Annotated in this window: 13 protein-coding genes; 5 read left to right on the top strand and 8 right to left on the bottom strand. The window is 71.9% G+C overall.

The genetic code is table 11. The features are described from left to right. Nucleotides 1-91 precede the first annotated feature (91 nt). The 4 genes from ACQXVK_RS17195 to ACQXVK_RS17180 all read right to left on the bottom strand — a co-directional run bounded on the left by ACQXVK_RS17195 (nt 92) and on the right by ACQXVK_RS17180 (nt 3,894). Nucleotides 92-694, bottom strand: coding sequence for a DUF1992 domain-containing protein (locus ACQXVK_RS17195; protein WP_430854396.1), 603 nt, complete (start codon nt 692-694; stop codon nt 92-94). Nucleotides 695-707: 13 nt separating this feature from the next. Further along, entirely contained in the window at nt 708-2,537 is a 1,830-nt protein-coding gene (locus tag ACQXVK_RS17190) for a glycoside hydrolase family 15 protein (RefSeq protein WP_042723588.1), read from the bottom strand. A 65-nt stretch (nt 2,538-2,602) separates the two neighbouring features. Next, a complete protein-coding gene (locus tag ACQXVK_RS17185; RefSeq protein WP_430854395.1) occupies nt 2,603-3,367 on the bottom strand; it encodes an alpha/beta hydrolase in 765 nt (254 codons plus the stop codon). After that, a complete protein-coding gene (locus ACQXVK_RS17180; RefSeq protein ID WP_402265644.1) occupies nt 3,367-3,894 on the bottom strand; it encodes a phenolic acid decarboxylase in 528 nt (175 codons plus the stop codon). The genes ACQXVK_RS17185 and ACQXVK_RS17180 overlap by 1 nt, the downstream gene beginning before the upstream one ends. A 64-nt stretch (nt 3,895-3,958) precedes the next feature. On the opposite strand from ACQXVK_RS17180, the gene ACQXVK_RS17175 reads away from it, so the two are divergent. The 4 genes from ACQXVK_RS17175 to ACQXVK_RS17160 all read left to right on the top strand — a co-directional run bounded on the left by ACQXVK_RS17175 (nt 3,959) and on the right by ACQXVK_RS17160 (nt 8,310). Beyond that, nucleotides 3,959-4,423 carry a MarR family winged helix-turn-helix transcriptional regulator gene (locus tag ACQXVK_RS17175; RefSeq protein WP_430854394.1) on the top strand — a complete coding sequence of 155 codons (465 nt, stop codon included), beginning with the start codon at nt 3,959-3,961 and terminating at the stop codon, nt 4,421-4,423. Nucleotides 4,424-4,979: 556 nt separating this feature from the next. Next, nucleotides 4,980-6,146, top strand: a complete 1,167-nt coding sequence (locus ACQXVK_RS17170; protein WP_402265638.1) for an RtcB family protein — start codon at nt 4,980-4,982, stop codon at nt 6,144-6,146. A 124-nt stretch (nt 6,147-6,270) separates the two neighbouring features. Further along, complete coding sequence (locus tag ACQXVK_RS17165; RefSeq protein ID WP_416395505.1) at nt 6,271-7,104, top strand: DUF1206 domain-containing protein; 834 nt, start codon at nt 6,271-6,273, stop codon at nt 7,102-7,104. A gap of 126 nt (nt 7,105-7,230) precedes the next feature. Further along, on the top strand, nt 7,231-8,310 hold the full coding sequence (locus tag ACQXVK_RS17160; protein WP_430854393.1) for an alpha/beta fold hydrolase: 1,080 nt from the start codon (nt 7,231-7,233) through the stop codon (nt 8,308-8,310). Between the two features lie 112 nt (nt 8,311-8,422). Here the strand turns inward: ACQXVK_RS17160 and ACQXVK_RS17155 are convergent, their stop codons facing one another. The 4 genes from ACQXVK_RS17155 to ACQXVK_RS17140 form a co-directional block, all read right to left on the bottom strand. Further along, nucleotides 8,423-9,616, bottom strand: coding sequence for an NAD(P)/FAD-dependent oxidoreductase (locus tag ACQXVK_RS17155; protein WP_430854392.1), 1,194 nt, complete (start codon nt 9,614-9,616; stop codon nt 8,423-8,425). A 66-nt stretch (nt 9,617-9,682) separates the two neighbouring features. Further along, nucleotides 9,683-10,189 (bottom strand): Dps family protein, encoded by a 507-nt coding sequence (locus ACQXVK_RS17150; RefSeq protein WP_022908037.1) that lies wholly within the window; start codon nt 10,187-10,189, stop codon nt 9,683-9,685. Between the two features lie 107 nt (nt 10,190-10,296). Then, nucleotides 10,297-10,809, bottom strand: a complete 513-nt coding sequence (locus ACQXVK_RS17145) for a MarR family winged helix-turn-helix transcriptional regulator (RefSeq protein ID WP_430854391.1) — start codon at nt 10,807-10,809, stop codon at nt 10,297-10,299. 142 nt (nt 10,810-10,951) lie between these two features. Continuing rightward, nucleotides 10,952-11,509, bottom strand: a complete 558-nt coding sequence (locus ACQXVK_RS17140) for an NADPH-dependent FMN reductase (protein WP_430854390.1) — start codon at nt 11,507-11,509, stop codon at nt 10,952-10,954. Nucleotides 11,510-11,672: 163 nt separating this feature from the next. Between ACQXVK_RS17140 and ACQXVK_RS17135 the strand changes: the two genes are divergently transcribed. After that, nucleotides 11,673-13,310 carry a glycoside hydrolase family 13 protein gene (locus ACQXVK_RS17135; RefSeq protein WP_430854389.1) on the top strand — a complete coding sequence of 546 codons (1,638 nt, stop codon included), beginning with the start codon at nt 11,673-11,675 and terminating at the stop codon, nt 13,308-13,310. The last annotated feature ends 42 nt before the right edge of the window (nt 13,311-13,352 follow it).

Below are 13,352 nucleotides of genomic sequence, written 5' to 3'. Positions count from 1 at the left end.
GCCAGGACGACCGCAGCACCGCGCCACGAGCGCGGTGCTGCGGTCGTTCTGCTGTCCAGGGGAGGGGACGATCCAGGAGGTGCGGCTCACCTCACCGACGTCGGTGCCACCACCGTCGTGGTCGGTCCGCCTCAGCGGCTGCCCGGTCCGCGGCCGCCTGCGCCTCGGCCGCGAGGCGTTCCTGCCGGCGTTCCCGCCAGCGCCCCACCTCGGTGTCGACGTCACGGAGCGGGGTCACCACCGGCGGCCCACCGAGCAGCTGCCGACGGGCCTCCTTCACGCGGGCGTTGAAGTCCTCGAGCACGGCACGGACGTCGGCCTCGAGGGCGAGGTCGTCGAGCCGTCCGTCCAGCTCGCCGTCCTCCTTGCGCAGCGACAGCGCCGGCGGAGCGATGCCGGTGATCTCCTCGCGCTCGATCTTCGCCTTGATCCACCAGTCGGGATCGTGGCGCCCGTCGTTCCCCGGGAGCGGCTTGCCGTGGTACGGGTTGCCCTCGAAGGCGCCCCGCCGCTCGGCCTGTTCGATCTGGGCGCGGGCGTGCGCGGCGACGTCGGCGGCCTTCAGGAGCCGACGTTCCTCGCGGACCTCGTCGGGGTCGAGGGAGCCGCGTTCGATCTCGCTGTCCACGAGCTGCTGGTACCGGTAGCGAGCGGCTCGTCGCAGCCGGTCCATGCGTGCATCGACGTCGTTCATGACCCCTCCATGATCACTCCCCGGAGCGCTCCTCGCCAGCGACCTCCTCGATCGTGAGCGCCGCCTGGATGAGCGCCAGGTGCGACAGCCCCTGCGGGATGTTGCCCATGAAGGCGCCGTCCTCGCTGATCATCTCGCTGAACATGCCGACGTCGTTCGCCTGCTCGACCATCTCGTCCATGAGCGCACGGGCGTCGTCGACCCGTCCGACACAGGCCATCGCGGCGGCGAGCCAGAACGAGCACGCCACGAACGGCGACTCCTCGGACTCCATGCCCGAGTACCGGTACACGAGCGGGCCGTGCTGCAGCTGCTCCTCGATCGCGCGGATCGTCGACTCCATGCGGGGGCCGCGGTCGAACGCGCTCATCGCGTGCAGCAGGATCGACGTGTCGAGCTCGTCGGACCCCGGGTACATCACGTAGTACCCGCGCTCCTCGTCCCACCCGTGCTCGGCGACCCACTGCTCGATGAGCTCGCGGTTCTCCACCCACTTGTCGCGGGGACCGTCGATCATGCCCGCGTCGTGCAGCTCCGCCGCGGCGTCGAGCGCCTGCCAGCAGCCGATCTTGCTCGAGACGTAGTGCTGCGTGTCCTGCAGCTCCCACATGCCCGAGTCCGGCTCCTCCCAGCGGTGGCACGCGTCGTCGGCGAGTCCCTGCAGGACGGCGGCGGTCTTCCGGTCGAGGACGTTGCCGGCGCGGACGTACTGGCGGAGGATCTCGAAGACGTCGCCCCACACCCCGAGCTGCAGCTGGTCCCCGGCGCGGTTCCCGATGGTCACGGGGCCGATGCCGTTCCAGCCCGGCACGTCGCGCTCCTCGACGCCGTCGCTCTTCGAGCCGTCCAGCCCGTAGAAGATCGGCATGTCCGAGTCGTGCTCGGCGATGGTCCGCATCACCCACGAGACGGCGGCGTGGGTCTCCTCGCGCAGCCCGAAACGGGTCAGCGCGTGCACCGTGTAGGACAGGTCGCGGACCCAGGCGAAGCGGTAGTCCCAGTTCTTGCCGCCCGTACGGTCCTCCGGCAGGCTCGTCGTCGGCGCTGCCGCGATCGCACCGGTCGGCGAGTAGATGAGCAGCTTCAGTGCGAGGGCGCTCCGTTGCACGTGTTCGGCCCACGGTCCGTCGTAGTCGAACTCCCGCGACCAGGTGGCCCAGTTCTCGATCGTCCGGTCCATCGCGTCGAGGGCGCTCTCCGGGCGTGGCATGAAGATCGGTTCGTCGTGCGTGCCGACGATGGTCAGGATGTGCTTCGAGCCCTCGGTCGCCGAGAACCGTCCGGAGAACCGCGGTCCGTCGTCGTGCCCGGGGTCGAACCCGTGCTCGACGATCGCGATCGTGATGCCGTCGATGCCGATGACGGCACCGTTGGCGGTGTCGAGTCGCTTCGGCTCAGCCGTGTTCAACAGGGTGCCCGGCACGACGGCCCACTCGAGCTCGACGCTGCCGGCGACGCCCTGCACGCACCGCGCGACCTCGGCCCACGGCAGCCGTCCGGCGACCCCGGTCACCATCGCGTCCGTGACGGTCACGGTGCCCGTCGACGTCGTCCAGGTGGTCACGAGCACGTTCGTGCCGGGCAGGTACTCCCTGGAGACCCGGGCGTCCTGGTCGACCGGGCGGAGCGCGACGTACCCGCCGTGCTCGGCGTCGAGGATGCTCGCGAAGACCGGCGGTGAGTCCATCGACGGGATGGGCAGCCAGTCGATGCGCCCGTCACGCGCGACGAGCGCCACGGTCCGACCGTCGCCGATCGCCCCGTAGGAGCGGAGCGGCGCGTACCCGTCGGTGCGCTCCTCGTCGTGGATCACGTCAGGGGTGTCTCCGGTGCGCTCGGTCATGCTCCCAGACTGCCCGTGCCCCGTGCCGGGCCATCAGGCGGACGTACCCCGCGGCGTCGGACCGGTCAGCGCACGCTGCCGCTCGTCGCGGCGAGCAGGTGGTCGAGGAGCGTCCGTCGCCACGGCACCGACGACCAGCCGTGGTCGGCGCCCTCCACCGCGGTGAACACCGCCCCGGGGAGCACCTCGCCGTACCGCTGCCCGTACCGGACGGGGACGATCTGGTCCGCGGTGCCGTGCAGGACCTCGGCGGGGCCGGTGTACCGGTCGATCGTGTCGTACACGTCGAGGCCTGCCCGCACCTCGTCGATGAACGCGGTGCCGAGGGCCATGCCGCCGAAGTCGAACCACCCCTGCTCCCGCGCCGCAGCGAGCGGCTGCCCCTGGATCTCGTCGTGCCGCGCGATGTCGTCGACGACCACGCCGGCCGGTGACCACAGGGTGAGGGTCGCGACCAGGTCGGGCACCCGCGCGGCCGCCATGGCGGACTCCACCGCGCCGAGGCTGTGGGCCACGACGTGGACGGGCGCGTCGGTGTCGGCGGCGAGGCTGCGGATCATCCCTGCGACCTGCTCGACCTCGTCGCCGATGGTGATGTCGGCGAAGTCGCCGTCGCTCGTGCCGTGTCCGAGGCGGCTGTAGGAGCGCGCGGCGGTGCCGTGCTCGGCAAGCGCGCGGGCGGTCTGGACGAACAGCTGCTGCCCGCCGGTGTCGGTGCTGCCGAAGCCGTGCACGAGCAGAGCGGCTCGGTGCCCGGGCGCGACGTCGCCGAGCTGCCACCCGCGGAGCGTCCGACCGCCGTGTTCGAGCGTGATTGTCGTCGTCGCCATCAGTTGCTCCGGTCCGCGAATCCAGCGGGCAGGTCGCCCGGGGCGGTGTCGACGATGGTCTCGTCGTCCTCGCCGACGTGCTCGAACAGCGTGATGTGGGCGAACTCGGGCACGACGTAGATCGGGTAGGTGGGGCCCTGGTCGCGGTACTCGCGCATGCGGTCGAGGTGGTCGTTCTGGAACAGCACGGTCTTGCTGCCGTCCTCCTCCACCCAGTGCGGGAAGAAGATCGTGCCGTGCAGGACCCGCTCGCCGGGCACGACCGTCACGACGACGCTGGTACCGGTCGGTTCGTTCCACGACACCTTGTAGACGCCGGCGGTGAGGGCGACCAGGTCGACCTGCTGGTCCTTCACCCAGCGGCCGCCCACCATGCCGGAGTGGATGCGGTAGTCGATCGTGGTGGCGTTCTTCACGTACATCTCGTACTGCCACCCGTTGGCGTAGGTGTAGATGAAGCGGTGGCCGACGATGCCGGAGAGGTCCTGCTCGGGGACGGGGTGCTCGACGCTGGTGGTGATGTCCATGCCATCGAGTTTGCTCCCGGATTGCGTTTGTTGCAAGCGTACTTCCGGTGACTACCCTGGGAACGTGGACGAGCGAGCGGACGGATCCGACCTGCCCCGGATGGCCCGGCGACTGAGCGCCGAGATCGGGCCGTTCCGACGTGTCCTGCTGACCACCGCGCGGTCGTCGGTGGACCTCCCCGACATCCCGGACGCGCAGATCGAGGTGCTCCGACGGCTCGACGAGGACGGGTGGTCGAGCCCGACGGCGATCGGCCGTGCGCTCGGCCTCGCACGCTCCACCGTGAGCAACCTCGTCCAGGCGATGGAGCGCGACGGGCTGGTCGAACGGCGGCTCGCGCGCGGTGACGGGCGGAGCACCGAGGTCGGCTTGACGACCCTGGCCCGGGAACGGCTGGCGGTCTACGACGCCTCGGCCGAGCGGGTGCTCGTCCGGGCGATGTCCGCGCTGTCGGAGGACGACCGGCGGGCGCTCGCACGTGCGGTGCCGGCGCTCGCGCGGTTGCGCGAGCAGCTCGACGGCGACTGAGACCAGCGCCCGAGCCCGGCGACCGAGCCCGGTGACCGAGCCCAGCCGCCGAGCCGGGTGACCGAGCCCAGCCGCCGAGCCGGGTGACCGAGCCGGGCGACGGAGCCCAGCCGCCGAGCCGGGCGACCGAGCCCGGCGACCGGGCAGTCGACCGGCGACCGCGCCAGACGACACGCCCGGGATGACTTGTGCATCCCGGGCGTGTCGTACTACGGTCGTGCTCCTGCCCACCGGCAGGACCGCCCGTCCCGGGCACCAGTGGAAGGACCGCGCGTGCGCGCCGAACAGCACCCAGAGCAGTGGGTCGAGCTCCAGCTCGACGCACTCGTCGTGCTGCTCGATCAGCGCAACGAGCAGCAGTCCGACCGCTACCCCGCGTAGGCACGCGACGTCACCCGACGCCCCGTGCCCACCCGGCCCGGGGCGTCCTCAGGACGACGCTGCCCTCCGGACACCACGGCTCGTGGTGCAGGACGGCAGCAGGACCTCGCCTCGGACCGTCACCGAAGACCGTCACAGAAGGCGGTCGCCGACCGTCACGAAAGCGAGACGAACCATGCAGAAGATCACCGACCGATTGCTCAGCTGGGCCTCACTGCTCGAGGAGAACACCGAGCAGCAGGCCCGCACGACGGCACGGATGCCGTTCGTGTTCCCGCACCTGGCCCTCATGCCGGACGCCCACCTCGGGCTCGGCGCCACCGTCGGATCGGTCATCCCGACTCTCGGCGCCGTCATGCCCGCGGCCGTCGGCGTGGACATCGGCTGCGGCATGATCGCGGTCCGGACGCAGTTCACCGCGGGTGACCTGCCCGACGACCTGCGGGTCCTCCGCGAGCAGATCGAGCGCGCGATCCCGCTGTCGGCGGGTGCGTCGAACCGGAAGGTCGTCGCGACCGCCGCGCCGCGGATCGCCGAGCTCGAGGCGATGGCCGAGGCCGCCGGCTTCGACCCCGCCGGGGCGCACGGCGGCTGGCGGAACCAGCTCGGCACGCTCGGGTCCGGCAACCACTTCATCGAGGTCTCCCTCGACGAGGCGGACCGCGTCTGGCTCTTCCTGCACTCCGGGTCCCGGGGCGTCGGCAACAAGATCGCCCAGCGGCACATCAGGATCGCCAAGCAGGCGATGCAGCGCTGGTGGATCGAGCTGCCGGACCCCGACCTCGCGTACCTCGTCGAGGGCACCCCGGAGTTCGACCGCTACATCGCCGAGCTGCGGTGGGCGCAGCACTTCGCGCTCCTCAACCGCGAGGAGATGATGGACCGCGTCGTCCGGCAGCTGTCCGAGGTGCTCGGGACCCCGGTCGACGAGCAGGAGCGGATCAACTGCCACCACAACTTCACGCAGCGCGAGACGCACTGGGGGAAGAGCGTGTGGGTGTCCCGCAAGGGCGCGATCCAGGCGAAGGCGGGACAGCCGGGGCTCATCCCGGGGTCGATGGGCACGGCGTCGTACGTGGTCGAGGGCCTCGGCAACAAGCCGTCGCTGGAGTCGTCGCCGCACGGTGCGGGCCGGCTGTTCTCGCGGAGCGCAGCCCGGCGGACGTTCACGCACGACCAGCTCCGCGAGGCGATGGTCGGCATCGAGTACCGCGACACCGACGCCTTCCTCGACGAGATCCCGGCGGCGTACAAGCCGATCGACCAGGTGATGGCGGACGCGTCGGAGCTCGTGTCGATCCGGCACACGCTGCGGCAGGTCGTCAACGTCAAGGGTGACTGACGAGGCGACCACGGTCACGACGGGAGGCGCGGTGCGGGCCCGCACCGCGCCTCCCGTCTGCCAGATCGCCGGGTGTCACCGCCCCTGCCGGACAGGGGCGGTGCGGACGGGCACGCTCGATGGGGTGAGTGAGCAGGCGGAACAGGCGGCCCGGACGACCGGCCGCGAAGCGAAGCGCATCGCCGACAGTCGGTGGTTCGAGCTGACGGCGCGCGCAGGGTTCGTCGGCAACGGCATCGTGCACCTGCTGATCGGGTACCTGGCGATCCTGCTCGGCGTCGGCACCGCGTCGTCCGGGAGCGAGACCGACCAGTCCGGTGCGCTCCAGCAGCTCGAAGCGGTCCCCGGCGGCGTCGTCCTGCTGTGGGTCGTGGCGATCGGGTGTGCGGCGCTGACGATCCGTCTCGCGCTCGAGGCCGTCGTCGGCGGCCGGACCGACAGCGCCCGTGCGTGGGGCAACCGGTTGAAGAACGTCGGCAAGGCCGTGGTCTACGGGGTCATCGCGTACTCCGCGGCGTCGTACGCGGTCGGCGCGGGGAAGAGTTCGAGCGGCTCGTCCCGGAGTGCCGCGGCCACGGCACTCGCGACCCCCGGCGGTGTGTTCCTGCTCTTCCTCGTCGCCGCGATCGCCGTCGCGGTCGGCGTCGGCCTCGTGGTCATCGGCTGCCGGCGCTCGTTCTGGAAGCAGCTCGTCCGGCCGCGACGGCCGATCGAGCAGGTCGTCACCGTGCTCGGCGTCGTCGGGTACGTCCTGAAGGGCATCGCGATCGTGGTCGTCGGTGTCCTCGTCGCCGTCGCGGCGGTCCGGAGCGACCCGGACCAGGCGACCGGACTCGACGGAGCCTTCGACGCGCTGCGCTCGATGCCCGGCGGGGCGTTCGTCCTCGTCGTGATCGGCATCGGCTTCATCGCCTTCGGGGTCTACAGCTTCTTCCGCGCCCGCTACGCCCGCCTCTGACCACGGGCGGACCCCGCGAACACCTTCAGCCGCCGTCGGGGCGGTGTCCCGGTGGTCGGCCGTCCCGCGGGTATCCTGGGCGATCGCCCGAAGCCGAGGAGCGACGACCGACCCGAGGAGACCCACGTGGACGACGAGCACACGGACGCTGGACCGGATCCGGCGAAGCGACTGGGCGAGGCGGAGGACGCCGACGTCACGGTCGAGGTCGACCGCGTCGCGGTGGACGGCACCTACGTGCGGGTGAGCTCGGTGGGCCAGCCCGGCGACCGTGCGTTCCTGCTCGTCGCGGGACTCGGGATCGCAGCCACGTACTACGAGCGACTCGCCCCGCACCTCAACGAGAACGGCCCGGTGCACGCCCTCGACCTGCCGGGCTTCGCGGGTGTCCCGCGCTTCCGGGGGAAGGTCTCGATCGAGCGGTACGCCGACGCGGTCGAGAAGGTCATCGACGACCTGCGGCTCGTCGACCCGGTGCTCGTCGGCCACTCGATGGGAACGCAGGTCGTGACCGAGGTGGCCGCCCGTCGGCCGGAGATCTCCGACCTGGTGCTCATCAGCCCGGTGGTCGACTCGCACGCGCGGACGGTCCGGCAGTCGGCGTTCCGGTTCCTCCGGTCCACGGTGCACGAGCCCGCGGCGGTGCGATGGCACGGGATCACGGCGTACGCGCTGTGCGGGTGGCACTGGTTCTCGAAGGTCCTGCCGCGGATGATCGCGTTCCCGATCGAGGAACGCGCCGCCGAGGTGCAGGCCCACACGCTCATCGTCCGTGGCGAGCACGACGCGATGGTGCCGCGCGACTGGGTCCGTCGCCTCGCACGGGTGTTCCCGTACGCGGTGCTGCGCGAGGTCGTGGACGGTGCGCACTCGGTCATGCACGCGCAGGCCGACGCCGTCGCCCAGCTCGCGGTCGCGCACGTCGCCGGGCGGCTGCCCGACCGCGGCGTGTCCTCGCTGCAGCGGGTGCGGGACGACTCGACGTCGTCCGACCTCGCCCGGCTGAGCCCGCGGGACGCCTGGCTGCTCGTGAAGTCACGCTTCGTCGAACTGGCCGGCATGGCGCGGAACGACGACGAGACGCTCGAGGCCGCGAAGTCGGCGCACGCGGTGGCGATGGCGGACGGCGACGGCCTGCCCGTCGACCCCGCGGACCGGCGCGAGGTCGTCGACGAGGTCGCGCCGGAGACCCGAGGGACGGACTGAGCCGCGGGACGGAGACCCGCGCGACGGACTGGACCGCGACCGGACCCCACGACGAACGCGGCACGGCGCCGGTCGAGACGACCGGCGCCGTGCCGCGTGACCGGACCGGTCGCTAGGGCGTGATCCGCCCCGCGAGCATGTCCGGGGTGAGGCTGTGTGCCTCAGCGAGGACCTTGCGGGCCTCGTCCGTCTTGTCCCACACGTTCCACAGCAGGACGCCGCGCACGGTGTCGTCGTCGTCGAGGTAGTAGACGACGCCCGTGACGGTCGGGTCCTGCCAGTCCTCGACGGTGCGGAGCTTCGTGGAGACCTGTCCGACCGCCTCGTACCCCATGTCGAAGACGTCCGAGTAGAACATCGGCGTGTGGTCGTAGGTCTCGTCGGCGTCGGCGAGGTTGCGGCCCGCCTGACGACCCTGCTGCTGCGCGTTGTCGACGTGCTCGACCCGCCGCGTGCCGAGGATCCGGTCCGGGTACTCGGCGACGTCGCCGGCCGCGAAGACCGAGTCGTCGTCGGTCAGCAGCGTCGAGGACACGACGATGCCGTCGCGCACGGTCAACCCGGCGTCGGCCGCGAGCTGCGTCGCCGGCTCGATCCCGAGGCCGACCACGACGGCGTCCGCCTCGACCGTGGAGCCGTCGTCGAGGGTCAGCGTGACGCCGCCCTCGTGCTCGGTGCCCCGCTCGACCCGGCGACCGAGCCGCAGCTGGACACCGTGGTCGACGAAGCGCTGCTGGAAGGCCTTCGCGAGGTCCTCCGGGAACATCCGACCGCCGACGATCTCGTCGGGGTCGACCAGCGTCACGCGGGCACCGTTCTGGACGACGCCCGAAGCGATCTCGGTGCCGATGTACCCGCCGCCGACGACCGCGACGTGGGCACCGGCGTCGGCGAGCTCACGCAGCCGCCGGTAGTCGGTGGCGCTGCGGTAGTCGAGCACGCGCTCGGACGGCTCGAGACCGGGCAGTCCGCGGGGTCGGCCGCCGGTGGCGAGGAGCAGACGCTCGTAGCCGTGGGTCTGCCCGTCGGCGGTCGTGACGGTCTTCGCCTGGCGGTCGATCGCCGTCACCGCGGTGCCGAGCAGGAAGGTCGCCCCGGTCTCCTCGGTGTGCAGGTCGACCTTCTCGTCCCAGCTGAAGTCCGGGTCGGTCCAGAGCTTCTTCGAGAGCGCCGGACGGGCGTACGGCCGGTCCGGCTCCTCGCTGAGGATGCCGATCGAGCCCTCGGTGTCGAGTTCGCGGATGCCGCGCGCTGCGGCATCGGCGACCATCCCGCCGCCGACGACGAGGTAGCGGAAGTCGGTCATGACGTCTCCTGGATCGTTGCGACCGAGTCGGTCCCGACTCGGTGGTGACGGCGCACCTGGTCGCCCTTACGAGTGTGCCGAGGCGTCCGCGACGGCCGGCGTGGTGGCGGACGCGAGCGGGGTGCTCGGTGCGCGGTTCTCGGCCGAGACCATCCAGGCGAGCTGCTCGAGGCGCTCGATGAAGCCGTGCAGCAGGTCGGCCGTCGTCGGGTCTTCCTCGTCGACCTCGTCGTGGACGTCGCGCATGGTGCCGGTCGCCTGGTAGAGGCGCAGCGTCACCTGGTCGATGGCGTCGTGGGTCGTGATCTCGCCCTCGGGGAACTGGTCGAGGTGGCTCGTCGCGGCGACGGTCGACGAGCGGCCGTCCGGCACGGCGTAGAGCGCACGCATGCGCTCCGCGGTGTCGTCCGCGAACTCGCGAGCGGCGTCGACGATCTCGTCGAGCTGGAGGTGGAGGTCCCGGAAGTTCGTCCCGAGGATGTTCCAGTGGGCCTGCTTGCCCTGCACGTGCAGGTCGATGAGGTCCACGAGGACCGCCTGGAGGTTCTTGGCGAGCTTGTCCGATGCGTGCATGATCGGTTCCTTCCGCGTTGGTGACCGGTACCAACCCGGTCTACGCGGCGCGGCATGGCGTCCGCTCAGAGGACGCGTCCCCCGTCCGTTCGGCTCGCTCGGTGGGCTCAGTGCGCGACGGCGGGGTCCACCTGGTCGACCGCGGCGCGCATCTGCTCGAGGAACACCGCGACGACCCGGGCGTCGTCCGGCGAGAGGCTCTCGGCGATGCCCATCATCCGGCGGTGCATGACGCCGAGGGTCGCGCGGACCTCTTCGTCGGTCTCGGTGGTCGGCGTGATCACGAGCGCACGCCGGTCGGTCGGGTGCGGGTCGCGCCGGACGTGGTTCGACTTCACGAGCCGGTCGATGAGGATCGTCGTCGACGCCGACGAGATCTTGAGGTAAGCGGAGAGGTCCTTCGGCTTGACCGTCCGACCGGCGCGCTGGGCCTGCAGCAGGAAGCGCACCGCGAGCAGGTCGGTCTCGCCCATGCCCATCGAGTCGCGGGTGCGGCGGCGCATCGCGGTCTCGGCGGCACGGTACCGACGGAGGGCGTTCAGGACGGTCACGCCCCGCTGGGTCGCGTCGTCATCGGGGAACCAGTACCCGGACGCTTCCGTGATCTCCTGCGTGGACATGGGAGACAGGGTAGCCGGTCTCGTTGCTAGGACGTCTAGCGATCTCTCGGGATGCGGTGGGCGCGACCGTGCAGGGACGGGAGGCGCGGTGCGGGCCCGCACCGCGCCTCCCGTCCGCCGCCTGGTCGCGTCGGCGACGTCGTCAGGCCGCGGCCTGCTCCTCGGACGCGCCGGCGAGCGCGGTGAGCGCGCCCTGGACGAGCTCGACGACCTCGGCGTCCTCGCGCGGGTGGGTCTCGGCGAACCGGACGACCGACTGCGGGATCGCGACCTTGACGTCCTCGAGGACCTTCGCACCGGCGATGCCGGCGACCTTCCGTGCGTCGTCGTGCGCCCAGACGCCGCCGTACTGGCCGAACGCCGAGCCGATGACGGCGAGCGGCTTGCCCGAGATGGGCGAGGCGCCGAACGGACGCGAGGCCCAGTCGAGCGCGTTCTTCAGGACGGCCGGGATCGTGCCGTTGTACTCGGGCGTGACGAGCAGCACGGCGTCGGCGGCGTCGATCGCGGCGCGGAAGGCGACGGCCGCGGCGGGCGGGGTGTCGCCGTCGATGTCCTCGTTGTAGAAGGGCAGGTCGACGATGCCGTCGAAGGTCGACAGTTCGATGCCCTCCGGGGCGTGGTGCGCGGCCGCCTCGGCGAGCTTGCGGTTGATGGACTCGGCGCGGAGGCTGCCGACGAGGGCGAGGACGTTCGTCATGGGGATCCTTCGGTTCTGGGACGGAAAGGTGTCATCTACAACCAATGCGTGCGCGCCGAGCGCTATTCCCGGGCCGGTCGGACGCCGTCCCCGGTCGGTCGGACGCCTTCTCGGGTCGCGCGGACGCCTTCCCGGGTCGGGCGATCGTCGCTACGGTGGCGACGTGAGCACGCTTCGGACGCCGGCCAGCACACCCCGCACGACCGACCCGGACTGGTGGCGGGACGCCGTCGTCTACCAGGTGTACCCGCGGAGCTTCGCGGACAGCGACGCCGACGGGCTCGGCGACCTGGCGGGGATCACGAGCCGGGTGCCGTACCTGGCGTCGCTCGGCGTCGACGCGGTCTGGCTCTCCCCGTTCTTCCCCTCGCCCCTGGCCGACGGCGGCTACGACGTGGCCGACTACCGCGACGTCGACCGTCGCTTCGGGACGCTCGACGACTTCGACGCGCTGGTCCGTGCCGCGCACGAGCACGACATCCGGGTCATCGTCGACATCGTGCCGAACCACACCTCGGACGAGCACGCCTGGTTCCGTCAGGCGCTCGCCGCGGCCCCCGGGTCGCCGGAGCGGGCCCGGTACGTCTTCCGCGACGGCGCGGGGGTCGACGGCGAGCTCCCGCCGAGCGACTGGGTGTCGAACTTCGGCGGCAGCGCCTGGACGCGGGTGGCGGACGGCCAGTGGTACCTGCACCTGTTCGCGCCCGAGCAGCCGGACCTCGACTGGTCGAACCCCGAGGTCCGCGCGGACTTCGAGGACACCCTGCGCTTCTGGTCCGACCGGGGTGTCGACGGCTTCCGGGTGGACGTCGCGCACGGCCTGGCGAAGGACCTGTCGACGCCGTACCGGCCGTCCGACGAACACGCGCTGCCCCTCGACGGCTCCGACCCGCTGTACGACCGCGACGAGGTGCACGAGATCTTCCGGGCGTGGCGTCTCGTGCTCGACGAGTACGACCCGCCCCGGGCCGCGGTCGCCGAGGCCTGGGCGCCCGGCCCGCGCCGCGTCCTCTACGCGCGCCCGTCGGAGCTCGGGCAGGCGTTCAACTTCGACCTGCTCGAAGCGCCGTTCGACGCCACCGCGTTCCGGGAGATCGTCGACCGCAACCTGTCCGCGTCGGCCGAGTCCGGTGCGTCCAGCACGTGGGTGCTGTCGAACCACGACGTCGTCCGGCACGCCACCCGCTACGGTCTGCCGGACGGCACCGACACCGACGCGTGGCTGATGACCGACGGCACCGCGCCGGCACTCGACCGGACGAAGGGGCTCCGACGGGCGCGGGCGGCGACGCTGCTGATGCTGGCACTGCCCGGGTCCTCGTACGTCTACCAGGGCGAGGAACTCGGCCTCGAGGAGTCCGTGGCGATCCCGCACGAGCTGCTGCAGGACCCGAAGTGGATCCGCACCGGGCACACCGTGAAGGGGCGGGACGGGTGCCGCGTGCCGATCCCGTGGACCACGTCGGGGCCCTCGTTCGGCTTCGGGGCGGTCGCGCCGCACCTGCCGCAGCCGGCCGACTTCGGGGCGTCCTCGGTCGAGGCGGAGGACGGCGACCCCGCGTCGACGCTCTCCCTCTACCGGGCGGCGACCGCTGCCCGTCGGGACCTGCAGCGCGGCGAGGACCTGATCTGGCTCGACTCTCCGGCCGGGGTCGTGGCCTTCGCGCGCCACGACGGCTGGCGGTCGGTCACGAACTTCGGGACCGAGCCGGTGCCGCTGCCGGACGGCGAGGTCGTCGTGGCGTCCGGTCCGCTCGCCGACGGGCTGCTCCCCGGGGAGACCACCGTCTGGCTCCGCTGACGGTTCTCCGTTCGTCCTCCACAGCCAGGAGGCGCGGGGCGG

This window comes from Curtobacterium sp. AB451, from assembly GCF_050585845.1.
GTDB lineage: Bacteria > Actinomycetota > Actinomycetes > Actinomycetales > Microbacteriaceae > Curtobacterium.
Note: the sequence above shows the minus strand (reverse complement) of the source record. Positions and strands in the feature narration are given on the sequence as shown.

Excerpts from the sequence above, each read along its gene's own strand:
- ACQXVK_RS17195 (WP_430854396.1), bottom strand. The coding sequence starts at position 694 with ATGAACGACGTCGATGCACGCATGGACCGGCTGCGACGAGCCGCTCGC.
- ACQXVK_RS17190 (WP_042723588.1), bottom strand. The coding sequence starts at position 2,537 with ATGACCGAGCGCACCGGAGACACCCCTGACGTGATCCACGACGAGGAG.
- ACQXVK_RS17185 (WP_430854395.1), bottom strand. The coding sequence starts at position 3,367 with ATGGCGACGACGACAATCACGCTCGAACACGGCGGTCGGACGCTCCGC.
- ACQXVK_RS17180 (WP_402265644.1), bottom strand. The coding sequence starts at position 3,894 with ATGGACATCACCACCAGCGTCGAGCACCCCGTCCCCGAGCAGGACCTC.
- ACQXVK_RS17170 (WP_402265638.1), top strand. The coding sequence starts at position 4,980 with ATGCAGAAGATCACCGACCGATTGCTCAGCTGGGCCTCACTGCTCGAG.
- ACQXVK_RS17155 (WP_430854392.1), bottom strand. The coding sequence starts at position 9,616 with ATGACCGACTTCCGCTACCTCGTCGTCGGCGGCGGGATGGTCGCCGAT.
- ACQXVK_RS17150 (WP_022908037.1), bottom strand. The coding sequence starts at position 10,189 with ATGCACGCATCGGACAAGCTCGCCAAGAACCTCCAGGCGGTCCTCGTG.
- ACQXVK_RS17145 (WP_430854391.1), bottom strand. The coding sequence starts at position 10,809 with ATGTCCACGCAGGAGATCACGGAAGCGTCCGGGTACTGGTTCCCCGAT.
- ACQXVK_RS17140 (WP_430854390.1), bottom strand. The coding sequence starts at position 11,509 with ATGACGAACGTCCTCGCCCTCGTCGGCAGCCTCCGCGCCGAGTCCATC.